Annotated in this window: 17 protein-coding genes and 2 pseudogenes; 6 read left to right on the top strand and 13 right to left on the bottom strand. The window is 68.3% G+C overall.

Annotated features, from left to right (window positions below):
* Positions 1–38: 38 nt before the first annotated feature.
* From GDIA_RS12205 to GDIA_RS12185, 6 genes and pseudogenes are all read right to left on the bottom strand, one after another.
* Positions 39–1532 carry a CoA-acylating methylmalonate-semialdehyde dehydrogenase gene (locus tag GDIA_RS12205; RefSeq protein ID WP_012554303.1) on the bottom strand — a complete coding sequence of 498 codons (1494 nt, stop codon included), beginning with the start codon at positions 1530–1532 and terminating at the stop codon, positions 39–41.
* Positions 1533–1566: 34 nt separating this feature from the next.
* Positions 1567–2367, bottom strand: a complete 801-nt coding sequence (iolB, locus tag GDIA_RS12200) for a 5-deoxy-glucuronate isomerase (RefSeq protein WP_012554302.1) — start codon at positions 2365–2367, stop codon at positions 1567–1569.
* A pseudogene (iolE, locus tag GDIA_RS12195) lies at positions 2349–3185 on the bottom strand (myo-inosose-2 dehydratase); the annotation flags it as partial. The pseudogene iolE and the gene iolB, both read right to left, overlap by 19 nt.
* Before the next feature lie 68 nt (positions 3186–3253).
* Complete coding sequence (locus GDIA_RS19965) at positions 3254–3796, bottom strand: thiamine pyrophosphate-dependent enzyme (RefSeq protein WP_456305434.1); 543 nt, start codon at positions 3794–3796, stop codon at positions 3254–3256.
* 328 nt (positions 3797–4124) lie between these two features.
* Positions 4125–4988, bottom strand: a pseudogene (locus tag GDIA_RS19960) (thiamine pyrophosphate-binding protein); the annotation flags it as partial.
* 131 nt (positions 4989–5119) lie between these two features.
* Positions 5120–7048, bottom strand: a complete 1929-nt coding sequence (locus GDIA_RS12185) for a bifunctional 5-dehydro-2-deoxygluconokinase/5-dehydro-2-deoxyphosphogluconate aldolase (RefSeq protein ID WP_012554300.1) — start codon at positions 7046–7048, stop codon at positions 5120–5122.
* 260 nt (positions 7049–7308) lie between these two features.
* Here GDIA_RS12185 and GDIA_RS12180 point away from each other — a divergent pair, with 260 nt between their 5' ends.
* The 4 genes from GDIA_RS12180 to GDIA_RS12165 all read left to right on the top strand — a co-directional run bounded on the left by GDIA_RS12180 (position 7309) and on the right by GDIA_RS12165 (position 11349).
* A complete protein-coding gene (locus tag GDIA_RS12180) occupies positions 7309–8166 on the top strand; it encodes a MurR/RpiR family transcriptional regulator (protein ID WP_012554299.1) in 858 nt (285 codons plus the stop codon).
* A gap of 165 nt (positions 8167–8331) precedes the next feature.
* Positions 8332–9507, top strand: coding sequence for an ABC transporter permease (locus GDIA_RS12175; RefSeq protein ID WP_012554298.1), 1176 nt, complete (start codon positions 8332–8334; stop codon positions 9505–9507).
* Positions 9508–9510: 3 nt separating this feature from the next.
* The gene (locus tag GDIA_RS12170) at positions 9511–10359 is read left to right on the top strand and encodes an ATP-binding cassette domain-containing protein (RefSeq protein ID WP_012554297.1); all 849 of its coding nucleotides are present in this window, start codon (positions 9511–9513) and stop codon (positions 10357–10359) included.
* Positions 10360–10404: 45 nt separating this feature from the next.
* Positions 10405–11349, top strand: coding sequence for a substrate-binding domain-containing protein (locus tag GDIA_RS12165; protein ID WP_012554296.1), 945 nt, complete (start codon positions 10405–10407; stop codon positions 11347–11349).
* 96 nt (positions 11350–11445) lie between these two features.
* Here the strand turns inward: GDIA_RS12165 and GDIA_RS12160 are convergent, their stop codons facing one another.
* Genes GDIA_RS12160 through GDIA_RS12150 form a run of 3 tightly spaced genes read right to left on the bottom strand, consistent with a single transcriptional unit; the run spans position 11446 to position 14655 of the window.
* Positions 11446–12588 carry a Gfo/Idh/MocA family protein gene (locus GDIA_RS12160; protein ID WP_012222639.1) on the bottom strand — a complete coding sequence of 381 codons (1143 nt, stop codon included), beginning with the start codon at positions 12586–12588 and terminating at the stop codon, positions 11446–11448.
* 26 nt (positions 12589–12614) lie between these two features.
* Positions 12615–13451 carry an SDR family oxidoreductase gene (locus GDIA_RS12155; RefSeq protein ID WP_012554295.1) on the bottom strand — a complete coding sequence of 279 codons (837 nt, stop codon included), beginning with the start codon at positions 13449–13451 and terminating at the stop codon, positions 12615–12617.
* A 7-nt stretch (positions 13452–13458) separates the two neighbouring features.
* Complete coding sequence (locus tag GDIA_RS12150) at positions 13459–14655, bottom strand: phytanoyl-CoA dioxygenase family protein (RefSeq protein ID WP_012554294.1); 1197 nt, start codon at positions 14653–14655, stop codon at positions 13459–13461.
* Positions 14656–14746: 91 nt separating this feature from the next.
* Here GDIA_RS12150 and GDIA_RS12145 point away from each other — a divergent pair, with 91 nt between their 5' ends.
* A complete protein-coding gene (locus GDIA_RS12145) occupies positions 14747–15847 on the top strand; it encodes a LacI family DNA-binding transcriptional regulator (protein ID WP_012554293.1) in 1101 nt (366 codons plus the stop codon).
* Positions 15848–15854: 7 nt separating this feature from the next.
* On the opposite strand, the gene GDIA_RS12140 is transcribed toward GDIA_RS12145, so the two are convergent.
* The 3 genes from GDIA_RS12140 to GDIA_RS12130 are packed head-to-tail and all read right to left on the bottom strand — an operon-like array spanning position 15855 to position 18277.
* On the bottom strand, positions 15855–17252 hold the full coding sequence (locus GDIA_RS12140) for a DHA2 family efflux MFS transporter permease subunit (protein ID WP_012554292.1): 1398 nt from the start codon (positions 17250–17252) through the stop codon (positions 15855–15857).
* The gene (locus tag GDIA_RS12135; RefSeq protein WP_012222634.1) at positions 17249–17806 is read right to left on the bottom strand and encodes a cysteine hydrolase family protein; all 558 of its coding nucleotides are present in this window, start codon (positions 17804–17806) and stop codon (positions 17249–17251) included. Before GDIA_RS12135 ends, GDIA_RS12140 begins: the two co-directional genes overlap by 4 nt.
* Before the next feature lie 18 nt (positions 17807–17824).
* Positions 17825–18277, bottom strand: coding sequence for a MarR family winged helix-turn-helix transcriptional regulator (locus GDIA_RS12130; protein WP_012222633.1), 453 nt, complete (start codon positions 18275–18277; stop codon positions 17825–17827).
* A gap of 100 nt (positions 18278–18377) precedes the next feature.
* Here GDIA_RS12130 and tcuC point away from each other — a divergent pair, with 100 nt between their 5' ends.
* On the top strand, positions 18378–19652 hold the full coding sequence (gene tcuC, locus GDIA_RS12125) for an MFS transporter (protein WP_183115971.1): 1275 nt from the start codon (positions 18378–18380) through the stop codon (positions 19650–19652).
* A gap of 38 nt (positions 19653–19690) precedes the next feature.
* Here tcuC and GDIA_RS12120 read toward each other — a convergent pair whose 3' ends face one another.
* The gene (locus GDIA_RS12120; RefSeq protein WP_012554290.1) at positions 19691–21082 is read right to left on the bottom strand and encodes an NAD-dependent succinate-semialdehyde dehydrogenase; all 1392 of its coding nucleotides are present in this window, start codon (positions 21080–21082) and stop codon (positions 19691–19693) included.
* Between the last annotated feature and the right edge of the window lie 170 nt (positions 21083–21252).

The following is a 21252-nucleotide window of genomic DNA, read 5'->3' as shown; positions in this document are numbered from 1 at the left end:
CTCGTTTTCTGTTCTTGGTTTTCTGGAAGCGATCCGGATCAGCCCAGTGTGGGCATGACGAATTCGGCACCCGCGCGGGCACTTTCCGGCCAGCGCGCGGTCACGGCCTTCAGCTTGGTGAAGAAGCGGATGCCTTCGGGGCCGTGCATGTGGTGGTCCCCGAACAGCGACCCCTTCCAGCCGCCGAAGGAATGGAAGGCCATGGGCACCGGGATGGGCACGTTGACGCCCACCATGCCGGCCTGCACCCCATGGACGAAGCTGCGCGCCGTATTGCCGTCCCGCGTGAAGATCGCGGTGCCGTTGCCGTACGCGTGGTCGTTGACCAGGCTGATGGCGGATTTGAAATCGGGCGCGCGGACGACCGCCAGCACGGGGCCGAAGATTTCCTCGCGATAGATGCTCATGTCCGGGGTGACGTGGTCGAACAGGCTGCCGCCGAGGAAGAAGCCCTTTTCATAGCCCTGCAGGGCGATGGAGCGGCCGTCGACGACCAGGTCCGCGCCCTCGGCCACGCCGGCATCGACATAGGACCGGACCTTGTCGCGATGCTGCGCGGTGACCAGCGGCCCCATTTCGCTTTCGGGGTCGGTGCCCGGTCCGATCTTCAGGCCGCGCACCTTCGGCGCCATCGCGTCGATCAGCGGTCCCGCGACATCGCCCACCGCGACCGCGACCGACAGCGCCATGCAGCGTTCGCCGGCCGAGCCGTAGGCGGCGCCCATCAGGGCGTCCACGGTGCGCGGCAGGTCGCAGTCGGGCATGATGATGGCGTGGTTCTTGGCCCCCCCCAGCGCCTGCACGCGCTTGCCCTGCGCCGCGCCGGTTTCATAGATGTAGCGTGCGATCGGCGTCGATCCGACGAAGCTGACCGCCTTGATGTCCGGGTGGTGCAGGATGTCGCCCACCATGTCCTTGTCGCCCTGCACGACCTGGAACACCCCGTCGGGGAAGCCGGCTTCCCTGAACAGGTCGGCCAGGAACAGCGAGGCCGAGGGGTCGCGTTCCGAGGGTTTGAGGATGAAGCAGTTGCCGGTCGCGATGGCCATCGGCGCCATCCACAGCGGCACCATGACCGGGAAGTTGAACGGCGTGATGCCGGCCACCACGCCCAGCGGCTGGCGCAGGGTCCAGGCGTCGATGCCGTTGGCGACCTGTTCGGTATATTCGCCCTTCAGCAGTTCGGGGATGCCGGTGGCGTATTCCACCACCTCCATCCCGCGCGTGATCTCGCCCCTGGCGTCCGACAGCACCTTGCCGTGCTCGGACGTGACGATGGCGGCCAGGTCGCCCGCGCGGCGTTCCAGCAGGTCGCGCAGCCGGAACATCAGGCGCGCGCGGGTCAGCGGCGGCGTGGCCGCCCAGGCGGGAAAGACGGCCAGCGCGGCCCGGACGGCGTCGTCCAGGTCCTGCCGCGTGCCCAGCGCCAGTTGGTGGGCGACCTGGCCCGAGGACGGGTCGAAGACATCCGCGCGCCGCGTGCCGTGGCCCTCGGTCCGCTTGCCGCCGATGAAGTGGCAGATGAGGCTCATGTCGGAACTCCGTAACCTGCTGGGCAGGTCTGCATCAGTAGGGAAGATGGGCCTGGTCGGGGTCCATGGTGAATTTCCATAGCCGCACCGGTCCGGCCATGACGTTCAGGTAATACAGGTCGAATCCGTGCGGCGCGCCGACCGGGTGGTAGCCCTTCGGCACCAGCACGACGTCGCCGTCGGCGATCGCCATCGCTTCGTCCAGCGATCCATCCTTGGTATAGACCCGTTGCAGGGCGAAGCCGCTGCCGCGCTTCAGGCGGTGGTAATAGGTTTCCTCCAGGTAGGTCTCGTTCGGGAAATCGTCGGTGTCGTGCTTGTGGGGCGGGTAGCTGGACCAGTGGCCGCCGGGGGTGATGACCTCGACCACCAGCAGCGTTTCCGCATCCGCCGTGTCGGGCAGGATGTTGCGCACCAGGCGCTGGTTGGTGCCCGTGCCCCGGGTCAGTTGCCCGACCTGGTCCGGCCCGATCAGGCGCGGCGGGTAGAGCCCCCGCGCGGGCGAGGCGCAGATGGCCAGTTCGACCGGCCCCTGCGCCTGGACCCGCCAGGCCGAACGGGGCGGCAGGTAGACCGACCACGGCAGGCCGTCGAACGGATTCGTCCGTTCCCCGATCACGCCGAAATCGATATCGGCCCCCGTGACGCGCGCGCGGCCCGAGACCAGAACCAGGCAGATTTCGGTATCGTCGGTCTGCCCGACGGCCACGGCGCCGTCGCGCAGGGTCCGTGCCTCGAACCCCACGAAGCGCCAGCCGGCGCTCTGGGGCGTGACCGAGACCACGCGCCCGGCATCGTCCGGCGCGTGGGGATGGATCAGGAGGCGTGACGGCATGACAGCAGCCCCGCATCGTGCAGTGTTCTGGCAAGGTAGTTCCGGCCCATGCGCGCATAGGTCAGCGGATTGGCGCGGGCCGGGTCCTGTTCGGCCTCGATGACCACCCAGCCGTCATAGCCGGGAAGGTTGCGGAACACGGCGGGAAAATCGATTTCACCGTCGCCCGGGACCGTGAACACGCCGTTCAGCACAGACCGGAGGAAGCTCCAGTCCTGCGCGTCGGCCTGGGCACGGATGGCGGGGCGCACATCCTTGGTGTGGACATGGGCGATGCGGTCGCGATAGCGGGCGGCCAGCGCCGCCGGGTCCGCCCCGCCCCACCAGGCATGGCCGGTATCCAGCAGCAGGTGCACCGATTCCCCGGTCAGGCGCATCAGGGTGTCGATGTCGGCGGGCGTCTGCACCACGGTGCCCATATGGTGGTGATAGACCAGCTTCAGCCCCGCCCGGGCCACCGCGTCACCCACGATCGTCAGGCGCCGTGCGAAACCCTGCCAGTCCTGGCTGTCCAGGACCGGGCGGGCGGAGAGCGGCACGTCGATTTGCGTATGCACCGTGTTGGACGTTTCCGCGAAGATCATGACCGGTGAGCCCATGGCGCGCAGCAGTTGCAGATGGTCCTGCATGGCGGCGATTTCGTCTTCCGCGCTGCGGGTCAGCAATTCGCAGGAATACCAGCCGGAGATGCAGGCCAGGCCGTGGGGGGCCAGCGCCGCGCGCAGGGCGTCCGGCGTGCGGGGGAACTTGTTGCCCAGTTCCAGGCCCTCCATCCCGGCGCTGTGCGCCTCGGCCAGGCAGGTTTCCAGCGGGGTCTCGCCCCCCAGTTCCGGCATGTCGTCGTTCGACCAGATGATGGGGTTGGCGCCGATTTTTGCGGACATGGTCAGTTTCCGATGCGTTGGGAATTGCGCTTGCATTCGTATTCCGCGCGGGCCTGGTTCACGCCCGGGCGGGCCGAGATTTCGGGCACCGCCACGTCCCACCACGCGCCGCCGTCCTGCGTCGTCGGCATGGGGTCGGTGTCGATGACGATGACGGTGGTGCGGGCGGCGTCGCGGGCCTGGCGGACCGCTTCCTCCAGCGCCGCCAGGCCGGACACCTTGACGGCGTCGGCGCCCAGGCTGCGCGCGTGGGCCGCGAAGTCGATGTCGGGAAATTCGTGCATATGCATAGAATTTTTCCACAGATTGTTGAACGGCGCGCCGCCGCATGCCTGCTGCAGCCGGTTGATGCAGCCATAGCCGTGATTGTCCAGCACGACGATGGTCAGCCTGAAGCCCAGCATCACCGAGGTCGCGATTTCGGAATTCAGCATCAGGTAGGAGCCGTCCCCCACCATCACGATGACCTCGCGCGACGGATCGGCCATCTTGACGCCGAGCGCGCCGGCCAGTTCGTACCCCATGCAGGAAAAGCCGTACTCCATGTGGTAGCCGCCCGGCCTGTCCGCCCGCCAGTGCTTCTGCAGTTCGGCCGGAAGCCCCCCCCGCCGCACAGACGACGACGTCCGCAGGCGTGCCGGCGCGGCGCACGGCGCCGATCACCTGCGCGTCGGACGGCAGGGCGCCCGATGGCGGGGCCGAGGCCGAAGATGCCGCCAGGCAGCGCGCCGAGATTTCCAGCCATTCGGCGCGAGCGCGTTCGGCCATGCCCGTCCAGTCGCCTTCCGCGCGCCAGTCCCCCAGGTGCGCGTCCAGCGCCGCCAGCCCCACGCGCGCGTCGGCCAGCAGCGGCTGCGCCTCGTGCTTCATGGCGTCGAACGCCTGCACGTTCAGGCCCACGATCCGCATGTCGGGGTTCTGGAACAGGCCCCAGGACCCGGTCGTGAAATCCTGCAGCCGCGTGCCGATGGCGATCACGACGTCGGCACGCGCCGCCATGGTGTTGGCCGCGCTGGTGCCGCTGACGCCGACCCCGCCCATGTTCATGGCCAGCATGGCCGGCAGCGCGGATTTCCCCGCCTGGGTTTCCCCGGCGGGAATGCCGTGCGCGGCGCAGAAGGCGGCCACCTGCTCCCCTGCCCCGGAATACGGCACGCCGCCGCCGACCACCACGAAGGGCCGCCGCGCCGCGCGGATGATGCCGGCCGCGTCGTGCAGTTCCCGTTCGTCGGGGGCGGGGCGCCGGGGCCGGTGGATGCGCTCGGCGAAGACATGCTCGGGATAGTCGAACGCTTCCGCCTGCACGTCCTGGCACAGCGCGAGCGTCGCCGGGCCGCATTCGGCGGGATCGGTCAGCACGGCCATGGCGCGGGCGAAGGCGGGAATGAGCTGTTCCGGCCGGGTGATGCGATCGAAATAGCGCGATACCGGGCGGAAGGCGTCATTGGCGGTGATGGTGCCGTCCCCGAAATCCTCGACCTGCTGCAGCACGGGATCGGGCACGCGGTTGGCGAACACGTCGCCGGGCAGCAGCAGCACCGGCAGGCGGTTCACGTGCGCCACGGCGGCGCCCGTGACCATGTTCAGCGCGCCCGGGCCGATCGAGGTGGTGCAGGCCATGGCCCGCCGCCGCCGCTGCGCCTTGGCATAGGCCGTGGCGGCGTGGACCATGCCCTGTTCGTTATGGGCGCGGAAGGTGGTGATGTCGTCGCGCTGGGCGTGCAGTGCCTCGCCCATGCCGGCGACGTTGCCGTGGCCGAAAATGGCCCAGACACCGCCGAAGAACGGCACGATCTGGCCGTCCAGCTCGGTCTTCTGCGCGCACATGGCGCGGACCAGCGCCTGTGCCATGGTCAGGCGGATCGTGTTCATGACCGTTGTCCCGTTGCGTCGGTGGTGCGCGGCACCGCCTGCCAGGCGGCGACGAAGCGCGCGAAACGGCGGCTCATTTCATCGACCGCGCCTGCGTCGTCCAGGCTGCCCGCGAACCAGGCGCGGGCCGGGTCGCCGAAGATGGTGCGGCCGATCGCGAAGCCCCGGACCCAGGGCGTGACCGCGGCGGCCTGGAACGCGGCCAGCAATTCCTGTTCGGGCGCGTCCAGGCCCAGGATGACGACGCCCCGGCAATCGGGGTCGTTCGCGCCGATCACCTCGCCGATGGCGTGCCAGGCGGCGGGGCTGGACTGTCCTTCCAGCTTCCACCAGTCCGGGCGCAGTCCGGCGGCGTAGAGCATCTGCAACGCGCGGGATACCGTGTCGTCGCGCATCGGGCCGTTCTTGCCGGCGATGATTTCCAGCAGCAGCTCGCGGCCGGTCCGGCGGCAGGCATCCTGCGCGCGCAGCATTTCGCGTTCCTGGCGCTGGCGCAGGGCCTCGTCATCGTCCGGGTGGTAGAAGCACAGGCATTTCACCACCTGGTCGGTCGGCCATTCGGTCAGGTGGGCGCCCAGGCTGCCGCCGAACTCGAAATCCAGCGGGCGCGAGGCCGGCAGTTCGATCGGGCGGGCCGTCCACAGACCGCTCTTCGACGCGGTGAACAGCGCGTCCTGGCCGTAGCGCCCGTCCATGAAGACGCCGAAGCCCGGTGCGCCGTTCGCCACCCTGACCGCCGCCTGCACCGCGAGCGTCTTGAACTGCGGAATGCGCGACAGCGGGGCCCCGGCTTCCAGCGCGATGGCTTCGAGCTGGATGCGATGGTCGCAGGCCAGCGCCATGACCGGATAGGCCTGGGCGCGCCGCGTGGTGACCCAGTGCAGGTGATTCAGCGCGACATCATGCCGCAGCGCGGTTTCCACGCTGCCATGGTCGAGGAAATAGGTCAGTTCCCGCCAGGTCGGGATTTCGGGCGAGCACAGCAGGCGCGACACCGCGAAGGCGCCGCAGGCATTGGCGTAGCGGCAGCAGGTCTCCAGCGCCTCGCCCCGCACCCAGCCGCGCAGGAAGCCCGACATGAAGGCATCGCCCGCGCCCAGCGTGTTGTAGACCTCGACCGGGAAGCCGGGGCCGGAAATGCCGTCATCCAGCCGGTCCGGGATCGCACCGTCGAACACCACGCAGCCCATCGGCCCGCGCTTGCACACGATGGTGGCGGCCGAGCGCGCGCGGATGGCGCGGATGGCATCCAGCGTGTCTTCCGACCCGCCGGCGATATGCAGTTCCTCCTCGGTGCCGACGATCAGGTCGCAGTCCGGCAGGATCGGCGCCAGGTGGCTGGTGACGGTGTCCGATCGGACATAGCGCGCCTCGCCGTCCCCGATGCCGGCCAGGCCCCACAGGTTGGGGCGGTAGTCGATGTCGAACACCACCTTGCCGCCGGCGGCGCGGATGATCCGCATGGCCTTGCGCTGCGCGGCGGCGGAGCCGGGCCGGGCGAAATGCGTGCCGGTCACGACCAGGACACGGCTGGACCGGATCAGGGCCTCGTCGATATCGCCCTCGCCCAGGGCGCTGTCGGCGCAGTCGGTGCGGTAGAACAGCAGCGGGAACGTGGTCCGGTCGCGCACGCCCAGGATGGCCAGCGCGGTGAAGCGGGCCGGGTCGGTGTGCACGCCCCGCACGTCCACCCCTTCGCGGCGCAGCTGTTCGCGGATGAAGCGCCCGAAATGCTCGTCCCCGACCCGGGTGACCAGCGCCGATTTCAGGCCCAGCCGCGCGGTGCCGATGGCGATGTTGGCGGGGCAGCCGCCGACGGCCTTGCTGAAGCTGGCCATGTCCTCCAGCCGGCCGCCGATCTGCTGCCCGTACAGATCGACCGACGCGCGGCCGACCGTCACGACGTCAAGTGCAGGGTTCGTCATTCCTTACCTCTTTTCGGGCGACCTCTTGGCGGGCCTGCTTGGCGGCGATTTAGGGATAAATGTTCCCTTTGCGTCAAATCACAGAACGTTTATTCCGTTTTCCAGCGGGCAATTCCGGCGCCTTCCGGGTGTCAACATCATGATTATTCTTGGTTATATGGCCGAAATCCCGGCGCGGGCGGCCTGAACATGAATGTTCCATTGCATTTCATTCCGTGAAATAACCGACCCCATATCCCCTTGCCCGATACGAGAGCACGATGCCCAACGACATGGCCGCCGGATCGATCCCGATTCAGGATTTCGATGTGCTGCGCGACGATATTCGCGCCCGCTACGATTCGCTGCCGAAGCGGCTGGCCCAGGTGGCGGATGCGATCATGGCGGCGCCGGACGATTTCACCTTCGGGACCGTCAGCAGCGTGGCGTCCGTGGCGGGCGTGCAGCCTTCCACGATCATCCGTTTCGCACGGGCCTTTGGATTCCACGGGTTTTCCGACATGCAGGTAGTGTTTCGCGAGCGCCTGCGCGGCCGTGCCTCGACCTACCAGGCGCGGCTGGATGCCCTGCGGGGGCCCGACGGCGCCAGCCCGCCGGCCACGATGCTGCTGGAAGGATTCGCCCACGCGCTGGAACAGTCGCTGACCCGCCTGCGCGCCAGCATCGACGCCGAGCGCCTGGAGCGCGCCTGCGCCGTCCTGGCCGAGGCCGAGACCCTGTTCGTCCTGGGGCTGCGGCGGTCCGCGCCGGTGGCGGATTACCTGTCCTATCTGCTGAACAAACTGTCGATCCGCCATGTCGATGTCCGTTCGGCCACCGGCATGGAGGACGAGATCGCGTCCTTCGCCACGCACCGCGACGCCGCGATCGTGATCAGCTATTCGCCCTATGCCCGGCGTACGATCGAAGTGTTCAACCAGTTCCAGGCGGTGGGCGTGCCGACGATCGTGCTGACCGACAGTCCGTTCAGCCCCGTCGTGCCCGCCGGCGGGCTGTGGTTCGAGATTCTGGAACAGGATTTCCAGGGCTTCCGGTCCAATGCCGCCGCGACGGCGCTGGTGATGACGCTGGCCACGTCGGTGGCCAAAATCCGTGACGTAAAGGGCAGAAAACGGTAACGGCCGCCCCGTCCGCGGGCAGCACAAACGCGTGAGAAGCGCGCGGGCCGGGGCGGATGACGCGTTTGCGCCTTGACCTTGCGGGGACAAGAACGGAATGTGCGTTCCGTAGACATACAAAAATAGAAACGACGGTTCATCCTGCGTTTCATGGAGAATAATCGAATGTCTATCGAACCTTCAGGTGGGCCGCTGCTGGCGGCCCAGCCGGGCGCGGTCCTGCCCCCGGCACCCCGCGCACCGGACGGGGCCGGCACGCCGGACGAGCGGCTGCGCCATTCCTCGCTTCTGGTCCGGGCCATGCGCCGGCCCGAACTGGGCGCCATCGGCGGACTGGTGCTGGTGGGGATCTTCTTCGCCTTCACCGCCGACCGGTCGATGTTCTCGCTGAACGGCGGGCTGGCGATCATGAACCCCTCGGCGCAGCTCGGCATCATGGCGGTGGCCGTGGCGCTGCTGATGATCGGGGGCGAATTCGACCTGTCCATCGGGTCCATGGTCGCGTTTTCCGGCCTGGCCTTCGGCATCTTCCTGCTGCAATGGCACCTGCCGCTGCTGCTTTCGATCCTGCTGACCCTGGTGGTCGCGGCGATCGTGGGCACCATCAACGGCCAGTTGGTGATCTGGACGCGGCTGCCGTCCTTTATCGTGACGCTGGCCTTCTTCTTCATCCTGCGCGGCCTGTCCCTGGTCGGGCTGAAGGCGGTCACGGGCGGCACCACCCAGTTGCGCGGCTTTACCGAGGCCGCGTCGGACAGCATCTTCACGCCGCTCTTTTCCGGCTTCGCCTTCGGCGGCCCGTTCCGGTGGGCGGCGCATCACGGCCTGATCGCGCTGCTGCCCGACGGCACGCCCGCCGCACCCGGCATCCCGATCGCGGTGATGTGGTTCGTCGGCCTGACCACGCTTTCGACCTGGTGCCTGTTGAAGACGAAGCTGGGCAACTGGATCTTCGCCAGCGGCGGCGACCCCAGGGCGGCCCGCAATTCGGGCGTGCCGGTGGACCAGGTCAAGACCGGGCTGTTCATCCTGACCGCGTGCGCCGCGGCGCTGGTCGGCATCCTGACGGTGCTGGATGCCGGGTCCACCGATGCGATGCGCGGCACGCAGAAGGAATTCCAGGCCGTGATCGCCGCCGTGATCGGCGGGTGCCTGCTGACGGGGGGATATGGATCGACGCTGGGCGCCTTCTTCGGGGCGATCATCTTCGGCGTGGTGTCGATCGGGCTGAGCTACACCACGTTCGACAGCGACTGGTTCCAGGTCTTCCTCGGGGTGATGCTGCTGATTGCGGTGATCTTCAATAACAACCTGCGCCGGAAGGTGACGGGGGAGCGTTGAGCCATGAATTACATCACACCACGTGGGACATCCTCAGGGCATGGCGGTTCGGACGCGGTCGATCTGCCGCCGAAGGGCACGCCGATCATCGAAATCAAGGATGTCCGCAAGGAATTCGGGCAGGTCATCGCCCTGGCCGGCGTGTCGCTGACCGTCCGGGCGGGCGAGGTGCTGTGCCTGCTGGGCGATAACGGCGCCGGCAAGTCGACGCTGATCAAGACGCTGTCGGGCGTGCATGCGCCCACCAGCGGCACGATCCTGGTCGATGGCCAGCCCGCCCATTTCCACGGCCCGCGCGACGCGCTGGCGGCGGGGATCGCCACCGTGTTCCAGGACCTTGCGATGATTCCGCTGATGTCGGTCACGCGGAATTTCTTCATGGGGCGGGAGCCGGTGCAGGGCGTCTTTCCCTTCCGCTGGGTGGATTTCAAGGCCTGCCGCCGCATCACCCATGACCAGATGAACAAGATCGGCATCGACGTGCGCGACCCCGACCAGGCGGTGGGCACGCTGTCGGGCGGCGAGCGCCAGTGCGTGGCCATCGCGCGGGCCGTCTATTTCGGCGCGCGGGTGCTGATCCTGGACGAACCGACATCGGCGCTGGGCGTCGCGCAGACCTCGATGGTTCTGAAATATATCGACCAGGTCAGGAACAGGGGCCTGGCCGTGGTCTTCATCACGCACAATGTGCGGCATGCCTTCGCCGTGGGGGACAGTTTCACGGTCCTGAACCGCGGCAAGACGCTGGGTTCCTACCGGAAGTCGGAAATCGACATGGACCGCCTGCAAAGCCTGATGGCCGGCGGGCGGGAGATGCAGAAGCTTTCGGACGAACTGGGCGGGATGGTGTAGCAGGCTTCCATCATTCCAAGACGACGATAACAAGAAGAGAAAGAAATGAAAAAATCGTCCGTTATCGCGGCAGGCATCCTGGCGCTTTCCAGTGCCGCGTGGGTCCCCGCGGGCCGCGCCGCCGACAAGTCGATCAACATCATCATGGTCACCCATGGACAGGCTGCCGATCCCTTCTGGGCGGTCGTGCGCAACGGCGCCAAGGCCGCCGCGCAGCAGGCCGGCGTGCATGTGGAATTCCGCCAGCCCGACACGTTCGACATGACGCAGATGGCCAACCTGATCACCGCCGCCGTCAGCCAGCACCCCGACGGGCTGGTGGTCAGCGTGCCCGACGTGGATGCGCTGTCCGGCCCCATTCACAAGGCGCTGGCGGCCGGCATCAACGTCATCGCCACCAACGCGGCGGCGGAAACCGCGCGCCAGGTCGGCGTCGGCCTGGATGTCGGGCAGGAGGAATCCACGGCCGGCGAGGCCGCGGGCGCCGCGATGAAGAAGGCCGGCGGCACGAACGCGCTGTGCGTCAACCAGGAACCGGGCAACGTGGCGCTGGACCATCGCTGCGCCGGATTCGCGAAGGCGTTCGGAAAATCCAAGGTCCTGCCGGTCGATATGGATACCAGCAGCACCAAGGCCAAGATCCAGGGCGCGTTGCGGGCCGATCCCACGATCGACACGATCATCGGGCTGGGCGCCGAGACCGTGGGTGAACCCGCCGTCTCCGCCGTCAAGGCGCTGGGCCTGACCGGCAAGGTGCGGGTGGGCGCGTTCGACCTCGCCCCCGGCTTCCTGCAGGAAATCCGCGACGGCCAGGCGCTGTTCGCGGTGGACCAGCAGCCCTACCTGCAGGGCTATCTGCCGGTGATGTTCCTGGCCCTGAAGGTGCGGTACGGGATGATGCCGGCCAGCGACGTGGCTTCGGGCCCCAGCCTGGTGATGAAGGACCAGGCTGCGTCGGTGATCGCGCTGTCCGGACAGGGTATCCGGTAGAACCAGGCCGCGAAATTCATCCGGCGCGCCGTCATCGGCACGCCGGATTTTTTATGTAATATATTCCATTTTTCCGAAGCACGTGATTTTCCCACCTTATTGGGCGGGAACGTCCATCCACTGCCGGGTCCGGGACGAATCCCGGACGGCTTCCATGACCATGGCGGTGCGCAGCGCATCGCGGAAGGGTGTCTCGGCGGGCGCCACGCCGCAGACGGCGTCGATCAGGTTCCGGACCTCGATGACCTTCAGGTCGTTGAAGCCAAGCTGATGGCCGGCGCCGGGGGTAAAGGCCCCGTAGGGCGGATAGGCGGGCGAGGCGGTCAGGCGCGTGAAGCCACGGCGGTTGGCGGCCTGCCCGGATTTGAACAGTTCCAGTTCGTTCAGGCGTTCCTGCGTGAAGCGCAACGCCCCCTTCGACCCGGTGACGTCGAACGACAGGCCCATTTCACGCCCGGTCGCGACCCAGGACGTGAACAGCGTGGCGGTGAACGGGTGGTCCTGGAAGCGGGCCAGGATCGCGGCCTGGTCGTCGATGCCGACCCGGTGCGACTGGCCGTCGGACGACGTGCGCGTGGGATAGACGGTATCCAGGCCGGCGCAGACCGACGCGACCTCGCCCAGCAGGTAGCGGCTCATGGAAATCAGGTGCGAGCCGATATCGGCCAGTGCGCCGCCCGCTTCCTCGGGCTGGAAACGCCAGGACCAGGACCCTTCGGGCGTGCCCATGAAGCCGGCGATATACTGGCCGGAAAACCCGATGATGTCCCCGATCTCGCCACTGGCGATGATTTCCTTCGCCGTGTGGACCATCGGGTTGCGCAGGTAGTTGAAGCCGACCTGCGTCACCACGCCGGCGCGCTCGGCGGCCTCGGTCATGGCGCGGGCGTCTTCCAGTGAGGTGGCCAGCGGTTTTTCGCAATAGACATGCTTGCCCGCCGCGATCGCGGCCAGGGCCATCGGGGCGTGCTGGCGGTTGGGCGTGGTGATGGCGACGATATCGACCGCCGGGTCCAGGACAAGCCGTTCCCATTGCGCGGTGAAGCGCGCGAAGCCGAGTTCATAGGCCGCGCGCGCCGCCTTGTCGGCGGAGATGTCCGCCAGGATTTCCAGCCTGGGCTCGGCGGCCAGGGGGAAGACCCCGCCCACCGTGCGAAAGGCCAGCGCATGGGCCTTACCCATGAAACCGCTGCCGATCAGCCCTATGCCCAGCGTGCGTCTTGAAACGTTTTTCGTCATGACCTGCTCCTGGTTTCTTTTTTTCGTTATTCGCCGTGCAGGCGCATGGCCTGGGCGGGATGGGGCGAATCATCGTACGCGCCCCAGACCGACTGGTCGAAACAGATGACCGATCCCGTCATCAGGCCGGATTCGGCGCTGGACAGATAGGCGCAGGCGCGCGCGACCTCCTCGGGGCTGATCAGGCGGCCGAAGGGCTGCGTCTGGGCCGCGTCCTTCAGCCAGCCCTCGGACGCGCCGTGGAATTCGCGCTGGATGCGGTCTTCACCGTCCGACGCCATCCAGCCGATATTCAGCGCGTTGACCCGGATGCGATTGCGCAGCAGCGCATAGGCGGTATTGCGGGTCAGCGTTTCCAGCGCCCCCTTCGAGGCGCAATAGGCGGCAATGAAAGGCTGCCCGCCCATGGCGGACATCGAGCCGATATTGACGATCGTGCCTTCGGTCGATTCCCGGATCATGATCTTCACGGCGTCCTGGATCAGGAAAAAGGGCGCGCGCACGTTGACCGCCATCATGCGGTCGAACAATTCGGGCGTGGTGTCCAGGATGGTGCCGCGATCGGTCAGTCCCGCCGCGTTCACCAGCGCGTCGATCCGGCCGAACGCGCCGTCGCACGCCTGCACGACGGCCCGCACGTCGTCCATGTCCGCGAGGTCGGCGGCCACGAAGCGCACGTCGGTATCGAAATCGCGCCGCAGCCGGGCCGCGACGTCTTCACCCTTGTGACGGTTGCGGCCGCAGATCACGATCCCCTTGGCGCCGCGCTGCGCGAACACGGTGGCGATGGCGGCACCCAGCCCCTGCGTGCCGCCCGTGACCAGGGCCACCTTGCCCGTCAGGTCGCCTGTCTTCGTCGTCATGTTTCGCTTACTCCCCTTTTTTTCTTGCGTCCTGCGCCAGCAGCGCCTCGACGAACAGATGCTCGCTCCACCGCTCGTCCAGGGCCTCGTGCATCAACTGGGCCTGGGTGCGGGGGGCGAGGTTATGCAACGGCGGATCGCGATCGAGGTTCGTGGGAAACGAATAGCCCTCGGCGCAGGCCGCGACCGTATTGCCGATGCCTTCCAGATCCAGGATATTTTCGGATTTCAGGGTGCCGAGCGCGGAGTACAGCGCCGCGCACATGCGCGTCCTGTTCACCGTTTCCATGGCCCGCCCGAATGCCGAGGAGATCTGCAGCAGGTTCGCCAGCCGGCCGATATCGCGCGACCTGTTCGCGCCGGCGGCATGGAACAGGGCGGGGTTGAAGAAGACCATGTCGCCCCGGGACAGGGGAAGCTGGACATGGTGGGCGTGGAAATACTCCACGAAATCGGGCCGGGTGACCGCCAGGTAGCCCGCAAGATAGGTCTGGCTGTAGGGCAGGAACAGCGTCGGCCCGCTTTCCAGCGGCATGTCGACATGCGCCACCGCGCCCTGCAGCGTCAGCATCGGCGAAAGCTGATGGACGTGGCGCGGATAATGCGCCATGGCGTCCGGACTCTGGAAGCCCAGATGGTAGTCGCGATGGGGCGCCTGCGCGCCGCCGCCGGGATTGACGCGATTGACCTGCGCCGTCACCTGGTAGGCGGGGCCGAGCCAGGCCCGGGCCAGAAGGGCGATGACGGGATTCGCGTAATAGCGGGCGAAATTCCCGGGATCTTCCAGGCAGTGCTTTTCCAGCGCGTTCCACACCCTGTCATTGGCGCCCGGCTTGGCGAAATGGTCGCCGCCGCCGCTCTGGGTGCGCCGTTCCTCGTCGATGATCCGACCGAAGACCGAACTGGCCTGATCCAGCACGCCGGGATCGTCCATCGCGCCACGGAAGACCGCGACGCCGGGGCCATCCGCCAGCAGGGCGCAGAGTTCCGATTTCACCGCGACGGCGCGTTCCGCGTCGTTCCGGACGAGGGCCGCCAGTTCCTGCCCGTCATAGATCGGGATGTTCCGTTCGATCGCGTGGGCGTGGGGGTAGTGCGCGGGATCGGCCGTGCGTTCGACCAGTTTCCTGAAGGACGGCAGGTCGCAGTCGGCCTGGGTGAGCGTGGACGGCTGAGTTCTTGTCTTGCTCTCGTTGTTTTTCATTGTCCGCCTCCTTGAGACGCCGTTACGCTACAGGCGTCGCGGGTGCGAAACAGACTGGAAAACCATCAAAAACCCATCAGACGGCGGCGCCATGACGCATATGTTCCCGATCAAGGATATCGCCCACCAGGCGGGGTTGAGCATGGCGACGGTGGACCGTGTGCTGAACGCGCGGGCGGGCGTCAGCCGGCAGACGGGCCTGCGCGTCCGTGCCGCCATCGCGGAACTGGAACGGCAGGAGGCACGGGCGCTGCTGCCGGGCCGGAAGATGACGATCGACGTGCTGATGGAGGCGCCGCGCCGCTTCACGACCGAGGCGCGCGCGGCGTTCGAGGCCGAGATGGCGGCGTTCGTGCCGCTGGTGTTCCGCTGCCGCTTCCACCTGATGGAAACCGAGGGCCCGGCGGCGCTGGCGCGGGCGATCGACCGCATCCGCCTGCGCGGCACGGACGGCATGCTGGTCAAGGTACCCGATACCCCGGTGATCCATGCCGCCGTGGCGCGCGCGGCGGCGGCGGGGATCACGGTCGTGACGTTCGTCACCGACCTGCCCTCGGCCCCCCGGGCGGCCTATGTCGGGGTCGACAACCGGGCGGCGGGCGAGACGGCGGCCTATCTGGTCGGCCGGGCGCTGGGGGCGCAGGCGGCCACGGTGCTGGTCACGATTTCCAGTTCCCGGTTTCGGGGCGAGGGCGACCGGGAAAAGGGATTCCGCACGGTCATGCGTGCCTGTTACCCGTCGATCCGGGTGACGAGCGTCTGCGAGGGACGCAGGCAGGATGCGGAAACCGGCCGGCTGGTCCACGACGCGCTGGCGGCCGACCCGACGATCTGCGCGATCTATTCGATCGGCGGCGGCAATCGCGCGACCCTGGACGCGTGCCGCGAGATGGGCCGGGCGATCCGCATCTTCGTGGCCCATGACCTGGATGCGGACAATCGTGCCCTGCTGGCCGGGCATGCGATCGACTTCGTCCTGTACCATAACCTGCGGGCGGACGCCCGGGCGGCGTTCGACGTGTTCCGGCACGGTGCCTTCTGCAGGGGCGAGAGCGTGGCGCGCCTGTCGTCGGTGGAAATCGTGACGCCCTACAATCTTCCGGTCAGCCCGCCGGACATCGGGCCGCCGGACATCGGGACCGAGCGGCAGATCCGGTGGAACGCCCCCGCGTGGGGCGCGCCGTCCGGATAGGGGGCGATCACGGCGCGGGTCCGGCCCCGGGAAGCCGCCGGGGCAGCCGCAACGCCGCCAGGACCAGCAGCGCGTGCAGGATGCACAGCAGGCCGAACGACGCGGCAAAGGCGCCCGGAACCGTCGCCGCGCCGGCCGTGGCGGACAGGCGCCACCCCAGGAAGGTCGCGCACAGCGTCGTCAGCATCGGGCCGCCCAGGCGCTGGACGATGTTCATGGCGGTGGTGGCCATCGGCAGGTCCCGCCGCGCCACCGCGGCATAGCCCGAGGTCATGGACGGGATGCCGATGGCGCTGATGCCGATGCCCCGCAGGAACAGGCCGGGCGCCAGCACGGCGGCGGCGAACCCGTGGCGCGCCAGGACGATCAGCGGCAGCGTCCCGGCCAGGGCCAGCAGCGCGCCGCCGGCCGCCAGCCGGCGGATGCCGAAGCGTTTCGTCAGCCGACCCATGAACGGATAGGTGCACATCATGCCCAGCCCCAGCGGCGCCATCAGCCAGCCGGTCTGGCCGGGCGACAGCCCGCAGGCCCGGACCAGATAGATCGGAACCAGCATCTGCCCGGCATAGGAAATGCCGTTGAGCATGAACAGGGCGACGATCGCGGCGGAGAAGTTCCGGCCCCCGAACAGGCGCAAATCGATCAGCGCCGCGTCGCCCCGGGCCCGCGCCGCGCGGTAATAGAGCGCGAACAGGATGACGGAGACGGCCAGGGCCGCGCCGCCGGTCCGCGTGCCCGCATGGTCCGAACCGTAGAGGAACAGGACCAGACCCGGCGACAGCAGGGCCAGCCCGGTCAGGTCGAGGCCGCGCGGCCGCGTGTCCTGCCGGTCGTCGGGCAGGACCGTCGCCGCCAGCGCCAGCGCCAGCCCCCCGACCGGCAGGTTCACGAGGAAGAGCCAGCGCCATGAGGCGAAATGCAGGATCGCGCCCGCGGCGACCGGCCCCAGCAGCGGCGCCAGCAGGATCGGCAGGGCGGCGATGCCGGCCACCTGCGCCATGTTCCGGCCGGCGACGCGGGCGACCATCATCTGCGCCATGGGGGCCAGCAGCCCGCCGGCCATGCCCTGCAGGACACGGAAGGCAACCAGCGACGGGGCCGACCAGGCCAGCCCGCACAGCCCCGAGGAAAGCGTGAAGGCCGCGAAGCACCACAGATAGAGCGCCCGGGCGCCGATGCGGTCCACCAGCCAGCCGTTCAGCGGCAGCGTCAGCGCCAGGGCGAGCAGATAGCCGCTCATCACCCACTGGATGGCCGGCAGGCCAGCATGCAGCTCCACGGCCAGCGGCGCCAGCGACACGTTGACGACCGTGGCGTCGAGCTGCGCCATGAACGACCCGATGGCGGCGACGCACACCACGCGCCACGCGCCGGGGGCGAGCCGGTCGGCCGGGGGTAGGTTCATCCGCGTTCGAGAAGGTCGATGACCTGCCGGGTGGACCCGGTCTCGCCCAGTCGCGGGAAGATCCGCTGGACGCTGTTGTCGTGCGCCTCGGGGCTGAGGTCGGTCATGGCGTCCAGCGCCAGGGTGACGTTGAGGCCCATCGCATGGGCCTCGCGCGCCGTCGATTCGACGCCGAGGCTGGTGGCGATGCCGGCCAGCACCACCTGGGTGACGCCGAGCGCCCGCAACTGCCGCGCAAGGTCGGTGCTGGCGAAGGCGCCCCATGTTGTCTTGGTCACGCGCAGGTCGCCGGGCTGGGCGTCCAGTTCGGGCACCAGGTCGGCCCAGTCCGGCGGCATGCCGTCCAGGCTGAAGCTGCGTTCCGTGCGGCCCGGCGCGCCGCCCGTCACGTTGACCAGCACCACCGGCAGGCCGCGCCGGCGGAACGCGGCGGCCAGCGCGGCGGCGGAGGCCACGATGCCCGCGACGGGATGGACGGTCGGAAAGCCGACGATGCCCTTCTGCAGGTCGATGACGACCAGGGCGGTCCTGGGGTCGAGAACGGTGAGGGTCATGGGAATGCCTTGCGCTTGTCAGGGATCGAGGAGGCGTTTGAGAAGATCGACGGCGGCGGCGAGCTGGTCCTGTTCCGGGGCCGTCAGCCTGGCCTGCACGGTACGGAACAGCCAGTCCTGCCGCGCCGCCCGACCGGCGCCGATCCAGTGCCGGAACCGGTCGGTCAGCGAGACGATGGTCTGTCGGCCGTCCGAAGGGTCGGGGGTGGCCGAAACGTGGCCGGCCGCCAGCAGGGCCGCGATGATGGCGCCCATCGATTGCGGCCGCATGGCCTCGGCCCGCGCCAGCGCGCTGCCGGTCATGGGTCCGTCGCGTTCCAGCCGCAGCAGGACCGATTTCTGGGCCGACGTCAGGTCGCCGGCATCGGCCTGCTCGCGCAATCGCCGGACCAGCGCGCCGAGGACGAGGCGCAGTTCGGCGGCCAGGGCGAAGGCCCGCGCGCTTTCGGAATCGGAAGGTTCGGACACCATCCGCCCGACATGGCATGTATGAAGGTAAACTGCAAAGTTATTCTACACACCCGCCGGGCCGGGGTGGACCGAAGGGATCGCGATGCGGCATTCATCGGCCATGACGACGCACCCCCCGACCGATATCCCGCGCATCAGGGCCGCCCTTCAGGTCGCCGCCGGCAACATGCTGGAGATGTACGACTTCATGGTGTTCGGCTATTACGCCGCCGCCATCGGCCAAGCCTTCTTTCCGTCCGGCAACGCCTATGCCGAGACGCTGAAATCCTTCGCGACCTTCGGCGCGGGCTTTTTGATGCGCCCGCTGGGCGCGCTGATCCTGGGCGCCTATGTGGACCGGATCGGGCGGCGGCGGGGCCTGCTGCTGACGCTGTCGCTGATGGCGATCGGCACGCTGACCCTGACCGTCACCCCCCGCTATGCCGCGATCGGCCTGGCCGCGCCGGTCATCGTGCTGTGCGGGCGGCTGCTGCAGGGGTTTTCGGCCGGCGTGGAACTGGGATCGACATCGGTCTACCTGGCGGAAATCGCGCGGCCCGCCCATCGCGGCTTCCTGGTCTCGCTGCAATCGGCATCGCAGCAGGTGGCGGTGATCGGCGCGGCGGCGATCGGGGTGGCGCTGGCGACGATGCTGCCCGACGCCACCATGCGGCAATGGGGCTGGCGGGTGCCGCTGCTGGCGGGCTGCCTGATCGTGCCGGTCCTGTTCGTCCTGCGCCGGCACCTGCGCGAGACCGCGGCCTTCGCCGCCCAGGCCGCCCCGCCCCACCTGCCCGAGGTGCTGGCCACCCTGCGCCGGGAATGGCGCGTGGTATCGACCGGCGTGATGATGGTGCTGATGACCACGATTTCGTTCTACGTCATCACGGCCTATACCCCGACCTTCGGCAGCGGCGTGCTGCATCTGTCGGGCCGCGACAGCCTGGCCGTCACGCTGTGCGTCGGTCTGTCGAACCTGCTGCTGCTGCCGGCCTTCGGCGCGGTGTCGGACCGGGTCGGACGGCGTCCGCTGCTGGCCGGCGCCACGATCGCCGCCATCCTGACCGCCTGGCCCGCGATGTCGTGGCTGGTCGCGTCCCCGTCCTTCGCCCACCTGCTGGCGGTGGAGATCTGGCTGTCGCTGATCTACAGCGCCTATAACGGCGCCGCCGTGGTGTACCTGACCGAGATCGTGCCGCCGCGCATCCGCACCACCGGCTTTTCGCTGGCCTATAGCTGCGCGACCTGCATCGGCGGCTTCACGCCGGCGCTGTGCACGTGGCTGATCCATGTGACGGACAGCCGCGCGGCGCCGGGGGCGGTGCTGTCCGCCGCCGCCCTGTGCGGACTGGCCGCCGCACTGGTCGCGCGGCCATTCCGGAAAACGGAGGGGTAGGCGCCCGCCCGAAGGCAGGCGCCCGCCCCCGCGGGCCGTCAGAACGGCGCATCGATGTCCACGACGTCGATCAGCTTGGCATTGACGAATTCCTTGATGCCCAGCCCGATCAGCTCGCGCCCGTAGCCGGAGCGCAGCACGCCGCCGAACGGCAGGTCGGCCTTCACCATCGTGGGATGGTTGACATAGACCATGCCGGTCTCGATCTGCGCGGCCACGGCCTCGCCGCGCGCTTCATCCCGGGTGAAGACCGAGCCGCCCAGGCCATAGGGCGAGTCGTTGGCGATGCGGATCGCATCCGCCTCGTCCTTCGCCCGGAACAGCAGGGTGACGGGGCCGAAGAATTCCTCGCGCCGGGCCGGATTGTCATGCGCGACGTCCGACAGGATCACCGGGCGGAAGAAGGCGCCCGCATTGGGCAACGGCAGCGGAATCTCCTCGGCCTTCGCCCCGGCGGCGACCGCCCCTTCGACCTGCTTCTTCAGGTCGTTGACCGCACCCTGCGACGACAGCGGCGCCAGCGTGGTGGACGGGTCCATCGGGTCGCCCATCTTCAGCTTCGCCACGCCTTCGCGATAGCCCTTGGCGAACGCGTCGTACACCTTGTCCACGACGATCATCCGCTTGGCCGAGACGCAGACCTGCCCGGCGTTCCAGTGGCGGCCGAACACGGCCCACTTGATCGTCTTTTCGAGGTCCGCGTCCTCCAGCACGATGAAGGCGTCCGACCCGCCCAGTTCCATGGTCGATTTCTTCAGCGCCGCCCCGGCACCGGATGCGACCTTGGCCCCCGCCCCTTCCGAACCGGTCAGCGCCACGCCGCGCACGCGGTGGTCGGCGATGATGCGCGAGACCTGGTCATGCGTGGGATAGAGGTTGCGGAACCCGCCCTTCGGCAGGCCGGCCTCGATCATCAGCCGGTCCATGGCCTCGGCGCATTGCGGCACGTTGGACGCGTGCTTCAGCACGACCGTGTTGCCGGCGGAAAGCTGCGGCGCGATGATGCGGGCCACCTGGTAGAACGGGAAGTTCCACGGCTCGACGGCCAGCAGGATGCCCAGCGGCTGGAAGATGATCCTGGCGCGGCCTTCGTCCTTGCTGGCGACCGGCAGGCTCTCCGGCGCCAGCAGCTTTTCCGCATTCTTAGCGTAATATTCGAAGATCGCGGCCGACAGTTCGGTTTCCGCGCGCGCTTCGGAAATCAGCTTGCCCATTTCCAGCGTCAGCAGGGCGGAATATTTCTCGCTGTCGCGGCGCAGGATGTCGGCGGCCTTCTGCATGATCTTCGCCCGTTCGGCGAACGAGGTTTCGCGCCAGGACAGGAACGCCGCGTGCGCCGCGTCCAGCGCGGCATCGACCTCGGAATCGGTCGAATTCGGGAATGTCTTGATCTGTTCGTTCGTAAACGGATTAATCGTCGCGTAAGCCATTGAACTTGATCCTCTGATTGTCGGCCTTGCGCGCTGCGGCGGCGCGTGCCCGATCAGTTCTGGAAGTCCGGAGCGGACCGTCCCTCGACATGTCCGTTCCGCAGGTCGTCAAAGATCTTTTTTATGTCTTCAAGTTTCTCATCCTCTCCGACCGTGCGCCATCTCCCGAA

The sequence above is a fragment of the Gluconacetobacter diazotrophicus PA1 5 genome (assembly GCF_000021325.1).
GTDB classification, from domain to species: domain Bacteria; phylum Pseudomonadota; class Alphaproteobacteria; order Acetobacterales; family Acetobacteraceae; genus Gluconacetobacter; species Gluconacetobacter diazotrophicus.
Note: the sequence above shows the minus strand (reverse complement) of the source record. Positions and strands in the feature narration are given on the sequence as shown.